21 protein-coding genes are annotated in these 19,399 nt (G+C 59.0%); all 21 read right to left on the reverse strand.

The genetic code is table 11. From position 1 onward, the window contains the following. Nucleotides 1-37 precede the first annotated feature (37 nt). Complete coding sequence (locus MOST_RS12680) at nucleotides 38-1,135, reverse strand: DUF362 domain-containing protein (RefSeq protein ID WP_054937659.1); 1,098 nt, start codon at nucleotides 1,133-1,135, stop codon at nucleotides 38-40. 139 nt (nucleotides 1,136-1,274) lie between these two features. Further along, complete coding sequence (guaB, locus tag MOST_RS12685) at nucleotides 1,275-2,723, reverse strand: IMP dehydrogenase (protein ID WP_054937711.1); 1,449 nt, start codon at nucleotides 2,721-2,723, stop codon at nucleotides 1,275-1,277. Nucleotides 2,724-2,898: 175 nt separating this feature from the next. Further along, nucleotides 2,899-3,126: a hypothetical protein gene (locus MOST_RS12690; RefSeq protein ID WP_083476759.1), complete on the reverse strand. Its 228-nt coding sequence runs from the start codon at nucleotides 3,124-3,126 to the stop codon at nucleotides 2,899-2,901. A 57-nt stretch (nucleotides 3,127-3,183) separates the two neighbouring features. Then, entirely contained in the window at nucleotides 3,184-3,828 is a 645-nt protein-coding gene (cobC, locus tag MOST_RS12695) for an alpha-ribazole phosphatase (RefSeq protein ID WP_054937660.1), read from the reverse strand. Further along, entirely contained in the window at nucleotides 3,829-4,953 is a 1,125-nt protein-coding gene (gene cobD, locus MOST_RS12700) for a threonine-phosphate decarboxylase CobD (RefSeq protein ID WP_054937661.1), read from the reverse strand. Next, nucleotides 4,914-5,825: a GHMP family kinase ATP-binding protein gene (locus tag MOST_RS12705; RefSeq protein ID WP_106007180.1), complete on the reverse strand. Its 912-nt coding sequence runs from the start codon at nucleotides 5,823-5,825 to the stop codon at nucleotides 4,914-4,916. The genes cobD and MOST_RS12705 overlap by 40 nt, the downstream gene beginning before the upstream one ends. A gap of 13 nt (nucleotides 5,826-5,838) precedes the next feature. Next, nucleotides 5,839-6,606: an adenosylcobinamide-GDP ribazoletransferase gene (cobS, locus tag MOST_RS12710; RefSeq protein ID WP_054937663.1), complete on the reverse strand. Its 768-nt coding sequence runs from the start codon at nucleotides 6,604-6,606 to the stop codon at nucleotides 5,839-5,841. Then, nucleotides 6,603-7,664: a nicotinate-nucleotide--dimethylbenzimidazole phosphoribosyltransferase gene (gene cobT / locus MOST_RS12715; protein ID WP_083476760.1), complete on the reverse strand. Its 1,062-nt coding sequence runs from the start codon at nucleotides 7,662-7,664 to the stop codon at nucleotides 6,603-6,605. The genes cobS and cobT overlap by 4 nt, the downstream gene beginning before the upstream one ends. Beyond that, nucleotides 7,652-9,061: a cobyrinic acid a,c-diamide synthase CobB gene (locus MOST_RS12720; RefSeq protein ID WP_106007181.1), complete on the reverse strand. Its 1,410-nt coding sequence runs from the start codon at nucleotides 9,059-9,061 to the stop codon at nucleotides 7,652-7,654. Before MOST_RS12720 ends, cobT begins: the two co-directional genes overlap by 13 nt. 15 nt (nucleotides 9,062-9,076) lie before the next feature. Next, the gene (cbiB, locus tag MOST_RS12725) at nucleotides 9,077-10,048 is read right to left on the reverse strand and encodes an adenosylcobinamide-phosphate synthase CbiB (RefSeq protein WP_428846531.1); all 972 of its coding nucleotides are present in this window, start codon (nucleotides 10,046-10,048) and stop codon (nucleotides 9,077-9,079) included. Then, a complete protein-coding gene (locus MOST_RS12730) occupies nucleotides 10,029-11,579 on the reverse strand; it encodes a cobyric acid synthase (protein ID WP_054937666.1) in 1,551 nt (516 codons plus the stop codon). The genes cbiB and MOST_RS12730 overlap by 20 nt, the downstream gene beginning before the upstream one ends. Continuing rightward, nucleotides 11,579-12,217 (reverse strand): precorrin-8X methylmutase, encoded by a 639-nt coding sequence (locus MOST_RS12735; protein ID WP_054937667.1) that lies wholly within the window; start codon nucleotides 12,215-12,217, stop codon nucleotides 11,579-11,581. Before MOST_RS12735 ends, MOST_RS12730 begins: the two co-directional genes overlap by 1 nt. Beyond that, complete coding sequence (locus MOST_RS12740; protein ID WP_054937668.1) at nucleotides 12,201-12,584, reverse strand: sirohydrochlorin chelatase; 384 nt, start codon at nucleotides 12,582-12,584, stop codon at nucleotides 12,201-12,203. Before MOST_RS12740 ends, MOST_RS12735 begins: the two co-directional genes overlap by 17 nt. A gap of 13 nt (nucleotides 12,585-12,597) precedes the next feature. Continuing rightward, a complete protein-coding gene (gene cobK, locus MOST_RS12745; RefSeq protein WP_054937669.1) occupies nucleotides 12,598-13,356 on the reverse strand; it encodes a precorrin-6A reductase in 759 nt (252 codons plus the stop codon). Continuing rightward, complete coding sequence (gene cobJ / locus MOST_RS12750; RefSeq protein WP_054937714.1) at nucleotides 13,353-14,078, reverse strand: precorrin-3B C(17)-methyltransferase; 726 nt, start codon at nucleotides 14,076-14,078, stop codon at nucleotides 13,353-13,355. The genes cobK and cobJ overlap by 4 nt, the downstream gene beginning before the upstream one ends. Further along, nucleotides 14,078-15,169 (reverse strand): cobalt-precorrin 5A hydrolase, encoded by a 1,092-nt coding sequence (locus MOST_RS12755; RefSeq protein ID WP_054937670.1) that lies wholly within the window; start codon nucleotides 15,167-15,169, stop codon nucleotides 14,078-14,080. Before MOST_RS12755 ends, cobJ begins: the two co-directional genes overlap by 1 nt. Beyond that, complete coding sequence (cobM, locus tag MOST_RS12760; RefSeq protein ID WP_106007182.1) at nucleotides 15,162-15,929, reverse strand: precorrin-4 C(11)-methyltransferase; 768 nt, start codon at nucleotides 15,927-15,929, stop codon at nucleotides 15,162-15,164. Before cobM ends, MOST_RS12755 begins: the two co-directional genes overlap by 8 nt. 320 nt (nucleotides 15,930-16,249) lie before the next feature. After that, a complete protein-coding gene (gene cobI / locus MOST_RS12765; RefSeq protein WP_054937671.1) occupies nucleotides 16,250-16,972 on the reverse strand; it encodes a precorrin-2 C(20)-methyltransferase in 723 nt (240 codons plus the stop codon). A 79-nt stretch (nucleotides 16,973-17,051) separates the two neighbouring features. Then, the gene (cbiT, locus tag MOST_RS12770) at nucleotides 17,052-17,660 is read right to left on the reverse strand and encodes a precorrin-6Y C5,15-methyltransferase (decarboxylating) subunit CbiT (protein WP_054937672.1); all 609 of its coding nucleotides are present in this window, start codon (nucleotides 17,658-17,660) and stop codon (nucleotides 17,052-17,054) included. After that, on the reverse strand, nucleotides 17,647-18,297 hold the full coding sequence (gene cbiE / locus MOST_RS12775; protein WP_054937673.1) for a precorrin-6y C5,15-methyltransferase (decarboxylating) subunit CbiE: 651 nt from the start codon (nucleotides 18,295-18,297) through the stop codon (nucleotides 17,647-17,649). The genes cbiT and cbiE overlap by 14 nt, the downstream gene beginning before the upstream one ends. After that, nucleotides 18,287-19,384 carry a cobalt-precorrin-5B (C(1))-methyltransferase CbiD gene (gene cbiD, locus MOST_RS12780; RefSeq protein ID WP_054937674.1) on the reverse strand — a complete coding sequence of 366 codons (1,098 nt, stop codon included), beginning with the start codon at nucleotides 19,382-19,384 and terminating at the stop codon, nucleotides 18,287-18,289. The genes cbiE and cbiD overlap by 11 nt, the downstream gene beginning before the upstream one ends. Between the last annotated feature and the right edge of the window lie 15 nt (nucleotides 19,385-19,399).

Below are 19,399 nucleotides of genomic sequence, written 5' to 3' on the forward strand. Positions count from 1 at the left end.
CTTTTCAACTTAAAGACCACATTGCCATTTATACTATTTAAATCTTAATCAGGTTATATTCTCGCGTTCCCAGGCCCATCTCCTCAGCATATTTTAAGAGGGGGGTACCGTCATACCCACTGATGGCCAGGAATTTATCTTTAACGCCCTCGTGACCGTCCAGGCGGGTTCCCGGCAGGGCCGGCTGGGCATTGGCCAGGTCGAAACTAGCCTGGTCCAGGGCCACCGGGTCCCAGGAAGCAAGTATGCCGACATCGGGGATAATGGCGGCGTCATTCCAGGAGTTACAATCGCATTCGGGAGCCACATGCGTCACAAAGTTAAAAAAGACACATTTATTCTCTTTATCCTTGATAGCTCCCCGGGCAAATTCTACAATCTTTTCCTGCAATACCACCGGGTCGCTCTTGAAGCTCGCTTTAATAGCCCTTTCCGGGCAGGTCACGGTACACTCACCGCAGCCAATGCACAGTTCGGCATTGATGCTGGCTTTTTCATTTACGGTAATGGCTCCTGCCGGGCACCAGCGGCGGCACCTGCCGCAGCCTATACATTTATCTTCCTGGACCTTGGGAAGGACATCGCTGTGCATCATCTGCTTGCCGCCCGGGCTGCCGCAACCCATGCCCAGGTTCTTAATAGTCCCGCCAAAACTCGTCAATTCATGGCCTTTAAAGTGGCTCATGACCACCATGCTGTCGGCGTGGTAAATGGCGCTGCCGATTTTAACCTGCTGGAAATGCCTGCCGTTAACCGGTACCTCATAATAATCCTTGCCTTTCAAGCCGTCGGCTATGATCAAGGGAGCACCGGCCACAGCATAGGCAAAACCGTTTTCAATGGCCGTCTGTAAATGGTCGACGGCGTTGGAACGGGAACCTACATAGAGGGTATTGGAATCCGTAAGGAAAGGTTTACCCCGACTGGCTTTCACCAGTTCCACTACCCGGCGGGCAAAAACCGCGTTAATGTAGGCCAGATTCCCCCTTTCGCCAAAATGGATTTTGATGGCTACCAGGTCTTCCGGGGCAATGGCCCTTTGAAAACCGGCTTTACGCCATAAAGCGGCTACCTTGTCCACGAGATTCTTCCCTTTTTCTGTCCGCATATCAGCCCAGAATACTTCTGCCGCCATTGCTTCCACCTCTCCCCAATTTATGCTTTTTTATACTTTCATTCTGAACCTTCCAGGAGAACCAGTTCGACATATTTAGCTTGTATTCTGGCCGGGAGGTCCCTGGGAACCAGCAGTAGTAATTTAATGCCCCCCTACCTTAAATCCGGTAGTTGGGAGCCTCCTTGGTAATCATGACGTCGTGGGGATGGCTTTCCCTCAAGCCCGCCGGGGTAATGCGGATGAAGCGACCTTTCGCCTGCAACTCGGCAATATTCCTGGCACCGCAGTAACCCATACCGGCCCGCAGGCCCCCCACCAGCTGGAAGATGGTTTCCGCCACGGGGCCTTTATAGGGTACCCGGCCTTCAATGCCTTCCGGTACCAGCTTTTCCGCTTCTTCCTGGAAATAGCGGTCTTTGCTGCCCTCCTTCATGGCAGCCAGGGAACCCATACCGCGGTAACTCTTAAAACTGCGGCCCTGGAAGATTTCAATTTCCCCGGGGCTTTCTTCCGTCCCGGCCAGCAGGCTGCCGATCATGACCGTACTGGCCCCGGCAGCAAGGGCCTTGGTAACATCGCCGGAATATTTAATACCCCCGTCGGCAATCACCGGTACACCAAAGGGAGCTGCCGCATGAGCACATTCGATAATGGCCGTAATCTGGGGCACACCAATGCCGGCAATAACCCGGGTGGTACAAATGGAACCGGGGCCAACGCCCACCTTGACGGCGTCAACACCAGCCTCACACAGGGCCCGGGCCCCATCAGCTGTGGCCACATTACCGGCTATTAGTTCTACTGCTGGAAAGGCGGCCTTAATCCGGCGGACAGTCTCCAGCACACTCCGGGCCTGGCCATGGGCCGTGTCAACGACGATGGCGTCTACCCCGGCCCCTACCAGGGCTTCTACCCTGGTCATGGTATCGGCTCCTGTTCCCACAGCTGCCGCTACCCTGAGGCGCCCCCTTTCATCCTTGGAGGCCAGGGGAAATTTACGGGTCTTCTCGATGTCCTTAATGGTGATTAACCCTTTCAGGTTGTAATCGTCATCGACCAGGGGCAGCTTTTCAATCTTGTGGCGACGCAAGATAGCCATGGCCTCGCTTAAAGTAGTTCCCACCGGGGCCGTCACCAGGTTGTCTTTAGTCATGACTTCCCTGATGGGCCGGTCATAATTTTCCTCGAAGCGGATATCCCGGTTGGTTATGATACCCACCAGTTTGCCTTTAACTGTAATGGGTACGCCGGAAATATGATAGTGCTCCATTAAAGCTACGGCATCCCGTACCTTATGGTCTGGTGTCAGGGAAATGGGATCGGTGATGACCCCGTGTTCTGAGCGTTTAACCCGGTCAACTTCTTTGGCCTGGCGTTCAATGGACATGTTCTTATGGATAACCCCGATGCCGCCTTCCCGGGCCATACTGATGGCCATCCTGGCTTCGGTTACGGTGTCCATGGCGGCGCTTACCAGGGGGGTATTGAGGCGAATATGGCGGGTGAAATTGGAACTGATATCCACTTCCCGCGGTAAGACTTCCGATTCACCCGGAACCAGCAGGACATCATCAAAGGTCAAGCCTTCCCCAATAATCTTATCCATTGTCAAGGTCAAGCCCCCTTAAATCAGGACCAAATTATTGCTTAATTATACCATAAGTCCGGCTGGCAGTACCAGCCTCCTGTCCGGTAAACCGTTGTCAGGTTACTCCTGATTCCAGCCTATTATATCTGAAATTAGTTCCCCGGGAAATATAAAAAATAGCCGGGAGACCCGGCTAATCCTGCCCCATGATGGAGTGAATCCCGTAACGTTCAAAGTGGTCCCGCAGGCGAAAAATAACCTGGGAATCCACCCCGAATTCGGCTGCCAGTTCGGTATCGGAGCGGTTGGCAGCCAGGCCGGCCAGGAAGCGGTCAAAATCTATCCCGACCTCAGCAGCCATTTCCTTTAAGCCAGGCCGGGTGCTCCAGGGCGCTCGCGAGGGCTTGAAGGTAGGTTCCACGGCAAACACCTCCTGGAGGTAGTTTGCCTTAAAGGGTTTTCTTTTACCCTGGATTGATTATAAAATACCGCTGCCGTCGGGCCCGCCCAGGGTTTCCAGGTGGTGGGTATCGTTTAAGAGCACCAGGATGTGCTTATCGTCATAACAATCGACAATACTGACCCCGGTATTGTCCAGGCGAAAGCGCCAGACAGCAGTTAAATCCAGTCCCAGGATGGCACAAATAAGGGTCCTGAGACTGCCGCCGTGGGCGACCAGAAGGATGCTGCGCCCCATTTCCTGCCGTACGATCCCGTTAAAGGCTTCCCAGACCCGCTCCTTGACCTGCCGGAAACTTTCACCGCCGGGGACAATCTTATTGGCCGGATCCCGCCGCCATGCTTCCCACTCGCAGGGGAAACTCGCCACTATCTCCTGGTAGGTCAGGCCTTCCCAGGTGCCAAAGTTTATTTCCCGTAAACCCGTAACTGTATTCACTTCCAGGCCATGGGGAGCAGCGATGGTGACCGCCGTTTCCCGGGCCCGGCTGAGATCGCTGCTGTAAACACCGTCCAGGGAGATATGGCGAAAACGCTCGCGCAGCAATTCTGCCTGCAGCCGGCCTTTTGAGCTCAAATCCACATCCGAATGCCCCTGGTAGCGCCCCGAGTTGTTCCACTCCGTTTCACCATGGCGGACCAGGTAAACCCTTGTACCCTGCAATTAACTCTCCTCCACCGCTTTCTCTAAAGCTGCCAGCAGCTTCTGGTTGGCCCCCCGCTCACGTACGGCCACGCGAAAATAGGCCGGCCCCAGGCCGGGGAAAGAAGAACAATCGCGAATTAAGATACGTTCCCGGGCCAGGTGCGCTGCCAGCTGGGGAACCGTCAGGCCGCTGGCGGTAATTTCCGTCAGGATAAAATTAACTTCGGGATGATAGGGCCGGAATCCTGCCAGCCTGGCCAGCCTATGATAAAGATATTCTTTTTCCTGCCTGATTAATTCCCGGGTCGCCTCTAAGTACTCCCTGTCGGCCAGGGCCACAGCACCGGCTATCTGGGCCAGGATATTGACACTCCAGGGGTCCCGCCGGGCTTCCAGCCTGGCTACCAGTTCTGGATGGCCCACACCACAGCCCAGGCGCAGTCCCGGTAGAGCAAAAATCTTGGTCAGGGAGCGTAAGGACAATAATCCCTCCCTGGCAGCCGCCCGGCTGCCCAGGGAAAGTTCCGGCCAGTTGGGAAGGAAATCGAGGAAGGATTCATCGACAAGGAGAAAAACGCCATACCTCTGGCACAAGTCAACTATTTCCTCTAAAGCTGCTCTTTCCAGGAGCTGGCCCGTAGGGTTATTGGGGTTGCATAAAAAGGCGAGATCTACTCGGGCCAGGTTTTGCCGCCAGCGGGCTATATCCAGGGCAAAGAAAGAAGCCGGGTAAAGTTCCATCGTCACCACTTCGGCCCCGGCAACTAAAGCGGCGCGGCGATATTCGCTAAAGGTTGGCTCCGGGATAAGGACGCGGCGGGGCTTTAAAGCCTGGCAGATGAGATAGAGCAATTCTGTCGCTCCATTGGCGGCTATAACTGCGTCCGGGTCTACCTGCAGGTAACTAGCCAGGGCTTTTTTTAGCTGCCGGCACTGGGGATCGGGGTAACGCTGGATGACCTGCAGGTTTTGCTGCAAGGTTTCGAGGACCCCGGCGGGCGGCCCCAGGGGGTTGATATTAGCACTGAAGTCGAGTATTTCTTCCGGCTGCCAGCCGTATTTCTCTACCGCCCCCTGCCAGTCGCCGCCATGAACTGGCCTGGCTAGCTCCCTACCGCTGTTACCTGTTTGCCCATAAACCATGGTTCATCCCTGGCCTCCACTCCACCACCGGTCATGGTAGCCCGGATAAAATGTACATAAGGAAAGACTGCCCGGATTTTTCTTTCCAGTTCGTGGATATCCACTTCTCCAGGTCGATAAAGGATACCCGCTACCGTACCGCTGTGGGCTGCATTTACCCCCAGGGCACCAAGGCTGGTAGCCAGCTCCAGCAGAGTTTCCAGTTCCGGTTTGTATAGAATTTCCTGGTTGGTCAAGGCGCTTAAAGTAGCACCGCGGGCAATTAATTCCGCCCGGCCGCGGGCCAGTCCCTCCCGCACCAGGGCCACCGCCTGGCGGACAGCCCCTTCCCTGGCCTGGTTTAAAGTCATTAGATCCCGGCGCTGGTTAAAGAGGACGGTATCAACCGTCCCCCCCAGGTCGACGATTAAAATGGCCAGGGGCGGCGGTTCCCCCAAACTTTCCCAGAATTCGCCCCGGAGGTGATCAAAAAGGACAATACCCGGCAGGAAGGTACCGTCACTCGGTTCAATGGCCAGGGCTATCCTTTTAATCTCTTCCAGGGATAGTTCTGCCCCCAGGGCCCTGGCCGTAGCTGCGGCTGCCGCAGCCACATCGGCCGTACTGCTGGCCAACCCCTTGCCCGGCGGCAGGGGGTTGTTTATGGCCAGCCGGGCGCCCCATTGCTTCTCTCCCAGCAGTGCCATGGCCAGGCGTACTGCCGCCAGGGCCTTGCTCTTTCCCGGGGGACCCTGAAGCCGGCCTCCTGGGATCAAAGTTACAGTCGCTTCGGCACTAATATTAATCGGGCAGGTAATGAGGAAATATTTACCGTCAACCATCCCCTGGACCAACTCGCCGCAGGCACCACGGGCCAGGGCTACTCCCCGCATGGCTTCCACCCCCTTACCAATGCCAGAAAAAATAAGCTGCCAGGATAAAAACCTCGGTTATTTCGGCCAGGGCACCGTAGGTATCGCCGGTCAGGCCCCCGAGGAGCCGCCTGACCCAGCCGCACCAGCCCAGGGATACCAGGGCCACCAGCAGCAGGTAAACCAGGCCCGGTAGCCCCATAATTAACCAGCTCAGCAAGGCGGTTATGAGGGTAGCTATACTCAAGCTCCGGCGGCCCCTGCCGGCCTGGAAAAGGGTGCCAACCCCTTCTTTACGGGCATAGGGGAAACAGGTCAGGGCCGGTACCATGGCCCAGCGGCTCAAGACAGGCATCAGCACCAGCAGCGGCGGTAGCGGCAGCCCGGCCAGCCAGAGGTGCCCGGGCGGCAGGGCCGTTAACAGGCTGTATTTTACCACCAGCAGGGTAACGACTGCCGTTACGCCGTGGGCACCCACATGGCTGTCTTTCATGATGGCCAGGATGCGTTCCCGCTCCCGGCCGGAAAAAAGGCCGTCCATGCTGTCGATAAAGCCATCCAGGTGCAAGCCGCCGCTTAAGAAAACTGCCAGGGCCAGGACCAAGCCGGCCCTGGCGGTAGCAGGAACCAGGTAACTTAGCACCTGCCAGGCCCCGGCAAGGATTATCCCTAAGAGGAGCCCTACCAGGGGAAAAAAGGCTACACTCTGTTGAAAGGCAGCTGGGGAATTATCCCCGTAACTTAAACGGATACGGGTTAAAAACTGGAGGGCTGTAAGGAAGGCATTTAGCTGGCCTTTCAACTGTCGAGCGCCCCTGAAACGCCGGCCTGGCTGAAGGTAGCCATCTCGTGGTAAATCTTAATAGCTGCCTCCACCATGGTCATCCCCAGGGCGGCTCCGGTACCCTCGCCCAGGCGCATCTGCATGGTCAGCATGGGCTTCAGGCCCAGGAGTTCCAGGGTAGCAGCATGCCCGGGTTCTTCGGAAAGATGGGAGGCCAGGATATATTCTTTGGCCCCGGGGGCCAGGCGGGTGGCCACCAGGGCGGCAGCCCCGGAAATAAAGCCGTCGATAAGTACCGGTACCCGGCTGGCTGCCCCGGCCAGGATTACCCCGGCCATACCGGCAATCTCCATCCCCCCTACCTTGGCCAGGACATCCAGGGGATCTTCAGGGTTGGGACGATTTACTTCCAGCCCCTGGCGAATGGCATTAATCTTTAGCTGCAGGCGTTGATCATCAATTCCCGTCCCCCGGCCGGTAATTTTCTCTACCGGCAGGCCGCTGAAGGCGGCCAGGATGGCCGTACTGGGGGTAGTGTTGCCGATGCCCATCTCACCAATGCCCAGCAATTCGCTACCAGCGGCAATTTTCTCATTGGCAACCTCGATGCCTACTTCCAGGGCGGCAATGGCCTGCTCCCTGGTCATGGCCGGCCCTCGAGCCAGGTTGGCCGTGCCCGCAGCTACTTTTCTTTTCAGTAAACCCGGGAGGTCCGGCAGTTCCGCGGCCACACCAATATCCACCAGGACCAGTTCTGCCCCGGCATGGCGAGCCAGGACGTTAATGGCCGCCCCGCCGCTGGCAAAGTTCAGCACCATCTGGGGTGTAACTTCCTGGGGGAAAGCGCTGACTCCCTCAGCTACTACACCATGGTCCCCGGCCATGAGGATATGGGTCTTGCGGGATAACCGGCGCGGCACTTCCCCTTTAATCCCGGCCAGCTGCCGGGCAATTGTTTCCAGAGTCCCAAGGCTTCCCGGTGGTTTGGTGAGATCGTCGAGGTGGGCCTGGGCCCTGGCCATGGCCTCTTCATCCAGGGGTTTAATGGCGGCCAGGGTCTGGTTTAATAATTGCACGAAGCATTCCTCCTCCGCTGGGTTCTGTATCTCCGGCAGGCTGCCAGGAAATTTAACGCGGCCTGCTGGTTGCCCAGGAAATGTAAATGTAAATAAGAAGCCAGTAGCCTGAGGGTAGCGTAGCCTTCATGGTACTCGCCGCCCCTGGCGTACCAGGTATAGGCAGGGGGGAAGTCTCCTGCCATACCGGTCAGCAGCGAATAGTGGAACTCGTGTCCCCGGACTGGATCTCCTTTCTTACCCAGGAGGTTATCCTGGTATAAGGTGGCTTCCCGGTAGCCCAGGCCGGCGAGTTTGGTCTGCATCTGGCAGTCGGCCGGGACTATCCCGGCTAGTTTCCAGGTCCGGCCCTCCAGGTCGGTTATCCCGCGGGTCAAGTACATGAGGCCGCCACACTCGGCATAAACCGGCATGCCCCCAGCTACCCGCCGGCGCAGGTCGGTAAGCATAGGCTGGTTGCCTGCCAGGGGCTCCAGGAAGATTTCCGGAAAGCCGCCGCCGATAATCACCCCGGCTGCTTCCCCCGGCAGCGCGGTATCGTGTAAAGGACTGAAGGGTATGAGCTCGGCTCCCAGGGCTGTTAAATAATCCAGGGCATCCTGGTAGTAAAAGCTAAAGGCCTCATCCCTGGCCACGGCCACCGGCACCGGCCCGCCGGCCTGCAGGGCTGCCGCGGCAAAGCTCTGGCTCCCGCCGGCCGGTAGGGGGCCGGCCTTTGTGGCCAGGGAAACAACCTCTTCCAGGTTGATACCGGCAGCCACGACAGCAGCCAGCTCTTTTAAAACCGCTTTTAATCCCTGTTGCTCTCCGGCGGGGATCAGCCCCAGGTGCCGGGAGGGCAGGGCCGGTAATGCCCCCCTTTGAAGCCAGCCAACCACCGCTATGCCGGTATAATCTTCAATGGCCCGGCGGAGCAGTTGCAGGTGGCTTTCATTGCTGACCCGGTTGAGGATCACCCCGGCCAGGTGTACCCCGGGATCGAAGGCCCGGTAACCCAGGACTTCGGCAGCTACACTCTGGCCCAGGGAGGTTGCGTCCACAACCAGGAGGACCGGTGCTGCCAGCAGGCGAGCTATGGCGGCCGTACTGCCGCTGCCGCTACTCCTGTGGCCGTCATGAAGGCCCATGACACCCTCAATAATGGTTATATCAGCCCCGGCAGCACCCCGGGTAAATGCCTCCAGGACGTTTTCCCGGGACATTAAAAAGGTGTCCAGGTTGCGGGAAGGCCTGCCGGTGGCCAGGGTATGGTAGCTGGGATCGATGTAGTCGGGACCAACTTTAAAACCCTGGACCTTGAAGCCCCTGGCAGCCAGGGCAGCCATTAAACCGGTGGCGATACTCGTTTTGCCAACCCCGCTGCGGGTGCCGGCAATAACAATCCGCTTGTGGCTCATGCAGGTGCTCCTTTTTTAATACCAGTTCCCCCTGAGGCCCAGAATTAACCCCCCGGCCAGGGCAGCTATTACCGTTGCTCCAACCATGAGGTAAACAGCCTGCCAGATATGTTCCTTCCTCAAGCCCTGCCGGGCTTCACCGATCAAGGGGCGCCGGGAAGGTATCCCCTGGTAGTAATTGAGGCCTCCGAGCTGCACCCCCAGGGCACCGGCTACCGCTGCCTCCGGGAAACCGCTGTTGGGGCTGGGGTGCCTGCGGGCATCGCGTAGCATAATCGTCCAGGCCCGCCAGCCATAGCCCAACAGGGCGGCCGCCACGCATAAGGCTATTCCCGTTAGCCTGGCGGGAAGATAATTGGCCAGATCGTCCAGCCGGGCCGCCGCCCGGCCGAAAAAAAGGTAACGCTCGTTTTTGTAACCCAGCATGGAATCCAGGGTGTTAACGGCCCGGTAGGCCATGGCCAGGGGCACCCCGCCCAGGAAAAAATAGAAAAGGGGAGCAATAACGCCGTCGCTGGTATTCTCGGCTACAGTTTCCACCGTCGCCCGGACCACTTCTCCTTCCGAAAGGTTAGCTGTATCCCGGCCGACAATGTAACCCACCTGCTGCCTGGCCCGCAGCAAGTCACCTGCCGCCAGGGATTGACCAATCCCTAAGGCCGCTCCGGCCAGGCCCCGGGGGGCAATGGTTGTAGCCAGCAGCCACCCGGCCAGCAATACCTCCACCCAGTAATTAATCCGGCCGGCTACTGCCAGCAACCCCCAGGTGATGGTCCAGCTGGCCCCAACTATGCAAATGACTATCATACCACCCATTGCTAACAGGTAACCCCGCGAAGCATTTGGCCGCCAGAAAAGTTTTTCCAAAGCACCAATACCCGCCCCCATGACCCGGGTCGGGTGCGGGAGCCAGGGCGGGTCCCCCACCGCCAGGTCCAGGAGCAAGGCCAGGACCAGCAAAATGACGCTAGGCCCCAAGGCCGTCACCCGCCAGTGGGCGATCCAGCCCCATAATCGCCGCCAGGCGTTTTAGATCTAAGTGCCTGGCTACCACCGTGGCCAGGGCATCAAAACGGCGCTCCTGGTCAGCGGCAAAGTCCAGGCCGCTCTCCCTGGCTGGCAGGCCGCGCCTGGCCCTTAAGGTGGCCAGTACCTGGTGGCGGAAGGGATCGTTATCCCAGATACCATGGATATAAGTACCCCAAATAAGTCCATCAGGGCTTAGAGCCCCGTCGTCAATATCGACCGGGTTATTCCCGCGCCGGGTAATTTTAAAGGCCGGCTGGCCTTCTACCAGGTAACTAGCCCCCATATGAATCTCGTACCCTTTTACTTCCAGGCCCTGCAAAGGTCCCAGGAAGGGCCCCGTACCCGTTACCCGTCCCTGCACCAGGTTGGTGGCCTTGGTTGGTTGAAATACCGTCCGCACCGGTAAGAGGCCCAGCCCGGCGATGCCGTCGCGGTCTGTCTCCACATGGCCGGGGTCGGCAATCTCCCGGCCCAGCATCTGGTAGCCGCCACAAATGCCGACCACCGGGGTCCCCCTGCCCACCAGGTCTTTGATGGCCTCCTCCAGGCCTCGCTGCCGCAGCCATAAAAGGTCGCCCATAGTATTTTTACTGCCCGGCAGGATGATGAGGTCCGGTTGTCCGAGGGCTTCTTTATCCTCTACATAGCGCAGGTTAACGCCGTCTTCCCGTTCCAGGGCATCAAAGTCGGTAAAGTTGGCAATACACGGGAGTTTAATTACGGCTATTTCCACCTCACCGGCAGCCGTAGGCCGGCCAGCTGCCTGCTCCAGGACCACGGAATCTTCTTCCGGCAGGCCGTGGGCCAGAAAGGGTATAACCCCCAGGACCGGCTTGCCGGTTTTCCTTTCCAGAAAATCCAGGGCTGGTTGCAGCAAATCCAGGTCACCCCGGAATTTGTTAATAATCAACCCGGCTACCAGTTCCCTCTCGTCGGGGTCCAGGAGTTCCAGGGTCCCGACAATGGCTGCCAGGGCGCCGCCGCGGTCAATATCGGCCACCAGGAGCACCGGTGCCCCGGCCATTTTGGCTACCCGCATATTGGCTATTTCCCGGGCTTTAAGATTGATCTCGGCCGGGCTGCCGGCGCCTTCAATGACAATAACCTCAAATTCCCTGGCCAGGGTGGCGTAAGCCGCCTCTACATGTTGCCAGAGCTCCTGGTTAAAGTGACCATGATATTCCCTGGCCCCCAGGTTGCCTACCGGCCTTCCCAGGAGGATTACCTGGGAGCGGGCGTGGGCCGTGGGTTTAAGCAAGACCGGGTTCATTTCCACCCGCGGCTGTACCCCGGCAGCATATGCCTGTACCAGCTGGGCGCGCCCCATTTCGCCACCGTCCGGAGTAGCGCCGGAGTTAAGGGCCATGTTCTGGGATTTAAAGGGAGCAACCCGGTAACCGGCCCGGTAAAAAATCCGGCACAGGGCTGCCGCCAGGACACTCTTGCCGACATTGGAACTGGTTCCCTGGAGCATAATTGCCCTGGCCATTAATTGTCACCTTCCCCGTCCCAGGCCAGGTGCAGCAGGGCATTGACAGCAGCAACCGCCACTGTGCTCCCACCCCTGGTTCCCCGGACGGTAACAAAGGGTATGCCGGCTGTTTCCAGGGCTGTTTTGGCTTCCGCCGCTCCCACAAAACCCACGGGAGTGCCGATTATGGCTGCCGGCGCTGCCTGGCCGGCGGCCATTAACTCCAGCAGGCGAAAAAGGGCCGTGGGGGCATTGCCTATGGCCACAAGGGCTCCCGCCATCCGGGGCGCCAGGTATTCCATAGCCACCATGGCCCTGGTCACCCCACGGGCTGCAGCTGCGTTGATGACCTCTTTTTCCCGGATGGCACATATTATCCGGCCGCCGCCCCGGGCAAGCATCTGGCTGCTGATCCCCTGGCGTACCATTTCTATATCGGTGATAATATCCGCCCCCTGGCGCAGGGCTGTCGTTGCCGCCTCAACCAGCCGGGGGTGAATGACTACCAGCCGGGCATAATCCAGGTCCCCGGTGGCATGGATGATCCTGGTTACAACGACCCTTTCCCCGCGCCCCAGGCCCAAATCCCCCAGCCGGGCCGCTATGATCTCCCGGCTGTGGGCCTCAATGGACCGGGGATCATGCAGATACGACACCGGGGGCCACCTCCTGGATACGTTCTACAATAACCTCGGCGATTCTACGGTCGGCACCGAGGTTGGTACCATAGATCAATTCAATGTCCGGAAAACGTTTCCTGGCTATCTCCAGTTGCTCGGGAATATCCCGCTGGACATGAAGGCCATTGCAGAAGAACATTGGTACGACAATAATTTTCTGCAGGCCTGCTTCGACCAGCATGGTTATCCCTTCCATCAGGTCCGGGTGGGTACGCATCATATAGCAGGGTTCTACCCGGATACCCCCCAGCAACTCCCTGACCTGGGCCGCCAGGAGCTTCAGGTGCTCATTGGCCTCCGGTATGCGGCTGCCATGGCCCAGTAAAATAATCCCTGTGCCCATTGTTGTCCCCCCCTTATCTCTCTAACGCTTCTCCCAGCAAAGGGATAATCTCCTCCAGCGGTAAACTATCAGGCTCCGGCGGGCGACGGAGGACGACAACCGTTAGCCCCAGGTCCAGGGCGGCCTGGATTTTCTCCACCACCCCGCCGGTGGTGCCGCTGTCCTTGGTTACAACTACATCGGCCTTAAACTGCCGGTAAAGGGCCCGGTTTAACTCATAACTGCAGGGACCCTGGATGGCCACAATATCCCCCGGCCAGATACCCAGCTGGCGGCACCTGGCCAGGGAAGCCTCCTCCGGCAGTACCCTGACAACGAGCCTTCTGCCGGCCAGGGCCGGCGCGGTAGTAAAGTATTCCAGATGGCGGGTGCCGGTGGTTAGAAATATTACCTGTCCCCGGGAAGCCAGTTCCACCGCTTCCTCTAAACTACCGGCCAGCAGCAGGTTCGGGTGGGAAGGCAATTTAACTTCCGGCCGGCGGTAACGGAAATAGGGCAACCCCAGGTTCTGGCAGGCCTGCCGGGCTGCACCGGTAATAGTGGTGGCAAAGGGATGGGTGGCATCAATAACTGCCCTGATGCCCTGGTCCTTTAAAAAGGCCAGCAAATCTTCTCCTCCCAGGGGCCCTTCCTGGACCGTATCGGCTCCGGCCTCCCTAGCCAGCCTGGCACCGTATGCCGTAACAGCGCTGGCTGCCACCCGGTACCCTCCGGCCTTTAAAGTGCCGATAACCTCCCTGGCGTCAGCCGTACCGGCCAGTACCAGGATCACAGCCGGTACCCCCGGGGTGTCACCAGGCGTCCATCCAGCACCCTGGTCTGACTGTTGCCAATGATGACCGTGCTGACCATATCTACCGGTAGTTCCAGGAAAGTGGCCAGGTCGCGGATCCAGGCTTCTTCTCCCTCCCGGCCGGCGTTCCGTACCACCCCTACCGGGGTAGAAGGCTGGCGGTACTGGAGAACAATGTCCCGGGCGCGGCGGAGGTGATCGGGACGGCCGTGGCTGCGGGGATTGTACAGGACCAGGACGAAATCGGCCGCTGCTGCGAGCTCGAGGCGTCTGGCTATAACCTCCCAGGGGGTCAAACGGTCACTTAAGCTGATGACGGCAAAGTCATGCATCAGGGGCGCTCCCAGGGTAGCTGCCGCGGCAGTGGCTGCTGTCACCCCGGGAATAATGCTTACCGCTATTTCTTTCCCCCGGGGGTGTCCGGCCAGGACTTCCAGGATCAACCCGGCCATACCGTAGACACCGGGATCGCCGCTGGAAATAACGGCTACGCGGGCCCCGGCAGCCGCCCGGGCGACGGCTTCCCGGCACCGGGCTACTTCTCCCGTCATGCCGGTAACCACTACTTCCCGCCCGGCCACCAGGGAAGCTATTAAATCAATATAAGTGCGGTAACCGACTATTACTTCCGCCCGGGCCAGGGCCTGCCGGGCCCGGGGCGTCATTTCTTCCTCCCGGCCCGGCCCCAAGCCAATGACCATTATTTCGCCCGGGCCAGGGCTACAGTCACCCCCCGGTAACTCATTTTGGGCCATATTAATTCCCCCTCTCCTGCAGCCAGAATTGCCGCCGGCTCACAAACGCCGGGGATGCCAATGTACCGGTTAACCCTTTCCGAACGATGCAAATGGGGTTTACGTTCCATACAGGCCGCCAGCTGCCAGGGAGTAAAGGTAAGGAGCTTTACACCAAGGCGGCCAGCTGCCCTTTGCAGGCCCGGTTCCTCTCCCTTAAAATCAACGCTGGCCAGGGCTGCCAGGCTCCGGCGGCTGAGGCCCGCTTCCCGCAGGGCCAGGCCCAAGGCGTAGAGGATTGTCCCGGCAGGTACGCCGCGGCGGCAGCCGATACCGGCGCTGATCACCTGGGGCCGCCAGTAAACCCACCGGGGACCAGGCAGGGGCAAGCGCCGCCAGGTAACCATGATCCCCGCCCTGCCTTCCCCTCCTGCGGGGCAGCCCGTCAGGAGACGGGGTCGCAAGGATGGCAGGGCCTCCTCCAGGGACTTGAGTAAAGACTTTTCTACCAGCAAGTCAACTGTCTCGCCATTGACCAGGGCCGCCATCACTTTCGTAAAGCTGGCTGCCGGCCAGACACTCATATTTAACTCCCGGGCCACCAGGTCCAGGGGTGGTAGCCCCTGCACTTCGCTGGCGGTGGTAATAACCGCCTGGCCACCCAGCAGAGAAGCTACTCTGCGGGCCAGTTCATTGGCCCCCCCCAGGTGGCCGGAGAGGAGGCTGATGGCGTATTTACCTCCCACGTCCACCACCACCACGGCCGGGTCTGCATTTTTGGAAACAAGGTGGGGGCTCAAAGCCCGCACGGCAATACCGGCGGCCATGACCAGGATTAACCCCCGGTACTCGTTAAAAATCTGCCCCAGGAATAGCGATAACGGCCCTGAATAGGACACTACTATGAGCTGGTCCCATATCTCAGGCCTTACCGAAGGAGCCAGGTCGGCCGGGATAAAGATAGTAGTCCCCTCTGATAAAGAATGAGCCAGTTGCAGGGCCGTCTGTAAACCCGGCCGGGTCAGGGTGACAATGGCTATTCCCTGTCCTTTAGCCATGGGATGCCTTAGCCTCGCGGTAGCCATGACTAAAGGCCGGGTCATACAGGCAGGAACGCTGGTAGCTGCCTGCCAGGAAATCGCCAACTAGGAGCAGGGCCGTCCGGTCAATGCCCGCCTCCCTGCTTCTAGCGGCAATATCCCCCAGCGTACCATGGATAACCTTTTCTTCCGGCCAGGAGGCTTTATAGACTATGGCTGCCGGCGTATTTTCCCCATACCCCCGGACCAGCTCGGCGGTTGCCGTCGCCAGGTCCTGGCTGCTAAGGAAAAGGCACAGGCTGGCGCGGTGGCGGCTCAAATCAGGCAGGCTTTCCCCTGCGGGTACCGGGGTCCGGCCGGCCCGCCGGGTGAGAATTAATGTCTGGCTTATCCCCGGCAAAGTAAATTCCCTCCTTACGGCGGCAGCTGCCGCCGCAAAGGAGCTGACGCCGGGCACTATCTCATAAGGTATTCCCATTCTCTCCAGGGCGTCCATCTGCTCCTGGATGGCCCCGTACAGGGAAGGATCGCCCGTATGGAGGCGGACCACCTTTTCGCCCCTGGCCACAACAGCCTCCTGCATGATGGCCAGGACCTCTTCCAGGGTAAGGGAAGCGCTGTTATACAGCTTTGCTCCCGGTGGCGCATACTTTAAAATTTCCGGGTTAACCAGGGAGCCGGCATAGATAATGACCCCTGCTTCTTCTAAAAGACGGCGCCCCTTGACGGTAATTAACTCCGGGTCTCCCGGTCCGGCCCCGACAAAGTAAACCTTCATTGCCTACCCCGCTCCTCCGAAAATAACTCTATCGCTGGCTGGTATTGTTTCGCTCGCTCCGTGGCCCTTGTGGAGCGGCCTACGGCTCAGCCTCAGGCTCGGGCGGGGTTCCCGGCCTATTCGGCGTCCTTGCCTTTAGAATCCGGGCGAAGGCCTCGCTGTCCTCGGCCCCGCTTATCATCCCCCAGCTTCGCCTGGGCCGCTTCGCCACTCGGTAGAAGCTCGCTCGCTTCCGACCAATGCCAGCCAGGCATCTTCATGACCTCGCTGGTGGCGGCTCATCGCCATGGGAGGCTCCTTTTATTTCTATTTCCTGCCTGTTAAAAATCACCCTTGTTGGTGGTGCCTTTGACTATAATTAACGACAAATAATCCTGTTTCTTGCCCTTTTCGGCTACAAGGTCCCGGCTAAAGCTCTCCCCTGGCTGGCCGCAGCGGCTGGCCAGGAACGACTGCCCGGCTACGCCTGCCTCCTCCAGAACTGTAACGATGGCGTCATAATGGCGGGCGACTTTCATTAAGACTAGATTGGGGAAAAGGGAGAGGTATTCCTTTAAGTTAGCCGGGTCCTTGAGGGCCGGGATGATGGCCAGGGGTTCGTCCCCTACGGCCAGGGGTACATTCAAACTGGCAGCAGCCGCAGCAAAGGAAGTGATCCCGGGAACGGTAACAATCTTTAAATCCGGGTTGAGTTTTTGTAAGCGTTGCATTAAGTAACTATAGGTGCTGTAAAGAGAAGCATCCCCCAGAGTCAGGAAGGCGATATCCTGTCCTGCTGAAAGGTTTTCCAAAAGTTCTGCTGCCGCTGCATCCCAGGAACGTTCCAGGTAAGCCCGGTCATGGGTCATAGGCATGAAAAGATTTAGTATTTTCTGCTCAGGCCGGATAAAGGGCCGGACCACCTGCAGGGCCAGGCTTTCCTCGCCACGCTGGGAAACAGGTACCGCCAGGACCGGTACCTGTTCTAAAATGGCTTTAGCCTTCAAGGTTAACAGGTCAGGGTCTCCCGGTCCAACCCCGAGGCCATAGAGGGTTCCACTCACCAAAAGCCTCCACTCCTTATCCCACCATGCCACCATCTGATGGTATTCAGTAATCAACCGCAATTATTAACCCGGTATACTACTGTCCATAATGTCCATCTTTCACCAGCTGCACTATATATACCGGATTCAGGGCGCGCCAGATGTGGTAACGGCCGGCCGGTTCCAGGCGGGCCAGGTTAGTTGCCAGGGCCTCTACCTGGTAACCCTGGTGATAGCCGAAGGCCAGGGCCGTACTCAAGGTTTCGACGGTTACGGCATTGAGGACGATAATGCCTCCCGGCCGCAAAGCTTCATGGCAGGTCCTTAAAATCTCTTCTAAGTGCCCACCGCTGCCCCCGATGAAAACCCGGTCCGGCAGCGGCAACCCCTCCAGGGCTGCCGGGGCCCTGCCGGCCACCACCTGGACATTATCCAGGCCAAAACGTTTTACATTCTCCCTGATAAGGGTACAGGCCTCCGGGTCTACCTCCACGGCCAGGACCTGTCCCGGAGCCACCAGCCTGGCCGCTTCAACAGCCAGGGTCCCGGTTCCAGAGCCAACATCATAAACGGTCATACCCGGACCCAAACGGGCTTTGGCCAGGGTAAGGCTCCGGACTTCCTCTTTCGTCAGGGGGACCTGGCTGCGGCTAAAGTAATGGTCAGGTATCCCCGGCGTACTGTAGGGCCAGTTAATCCGGTTCATAACCGGCTATCACCACCCCGGGCCTGGTTAAGGGCTGCCGGGCCAGTTCGGCCGCCGTCAGCCAGATTGTTTGCTCCTGGTCGCTACCCAGGTCGGTACCCACCCACAACTTTATACCGGCGAGGCCGTGGTCGGACAGGTATTTACCTATAGCTGCCGGTGTGTTAGCCCCGCCGGTCAACATTGCTAGCCTCACTTTACCGGCTACCAGCTGGGGCAGGTATGGTTCCAGGGTCTCCAGGGAACGTCCATGGAAGCTCAGGAAAGTGGCTTCTTCCCAGCCCTGCTCCAGGCGGGCAAAGGCTAACTGGACGGAACTGATACCGGGGATAACGTTAATTTTTTCCCCTGGAAACTGGCGCTTGAGCCACGAGAGGAGGCTGTAAAAGCCTGGATCCCCCGATACCAGGATGGCCGCCGGGCGGCCGCGTATCTGCAACAGGAAAGAGCGTAACCCTTCCAGATCGCCCGTGATCACCCTTTTCTCGCGTGCTAAATCTTGAAAAAGGCTCAAAGCCCGGGGCCCGCCGATAAGGACTTCGGCCGCCGCCGCAGCCCGGCGGGCCGCCAGCGTCAGGTATTCCTGGTTGCCGGGTCCAACCCCGATGACGGTCAACCACCGGCCTTCAACTCCCATGACCCCACGCCTCCAGTATTTGCCGGGCCATCCCATCCCAGCCTATAATTTCTCCCTGCAGGTTTAGCATAACCGTGCCCACTGTGAGTTCTCCACGGACAAGGGCCTCCGACCGCTGGCTGGCCCGGGCCGCCAGGGAGTCCCAGAACTCCCTCCCCAGGCCATGGTTGCGGATAATTTCCTGGGCAGCTTCAACTGTAGTTACCTCTAAAAGCTGCCGGACTACTTCCCGGGATGCCCCCCGCGCCGCGGCCCAAGCGGCCAGGATTTCCTGGCGGGCATCGGCCAGGCGACTGTGGGTATAAAAGATACCTCCTGCCACCTTGATGAGCTTGCCGCCATGCCCCCACAGGAGCACCTGCTTCACCCCGCGCTCGGCGCAGGCCTCCAGCATGTAGCCAATAAAGTTGCTGGTTAAAACAATGGCCGCAGCCGGTAGATGATAGCGTTCCTCGGCCTGGCGTTGCCCCAGGCGGCCGGGTGTCAAGATCAGGGTTTCCCAGCCGGCAGCAAGGGCGACATCAATCTGGGGTACCAGGGAGGTACGGTAGGCCTCTTCGGACATGGGTTCGACAATGCCGGTAGTGCCCAGGATAGAAAGGCCGCCCTCAATCCCCAGGCGGGGATTGAGGGTCCGCCGGGCCAGTTCTTCGCCACCGGGGATGCTGATCTCCAGTTCCAGGCCCTGGCCGGGCGGGGTTACATCGGCTACTGCAGCGGTAATCATTTGCCTGGGAACAGGGTTAATGGCTGGTTCCCCTGGAGGTATGGCCAGGCCGGGGCGGGTTACTGTCCCGATGCCGGCTCCGCCGCGTAAAGTCAATCCCCCGCCAGTTTTCCGGGCGCGGACATGGATGGCAGCCCCGTGGGTAACGTCAGGGTCATCACCTGCGTCTTTAAACACCACGGCTTCGGCCCAGTCCGGACCACGATGGACAGTAACCGGTAGAGTGACCTTTTCTCCCCGGGGCAGGGTAAGGGTAACCTCCCTCACCAGCTGCTTCTGCCATAAAGCCAGGGCCGCCGCCCTGGCTGCTGCTGCCGCGCAGGTACCTGTGGTATAACCCCGCCGTAATTCTCTCCCCAAGGTTTTTCCTCCAGT

Origin of the sequence: Neomoorella stamsii (assembly GCF_002995805.1) — a bacterium.
Taxonomy (GTDB): Bacteria; Bacillota; DSM-521; order Neomoorellales; family Neomoorellaceae; genus Neomoorella; species Neomoorella stamsii.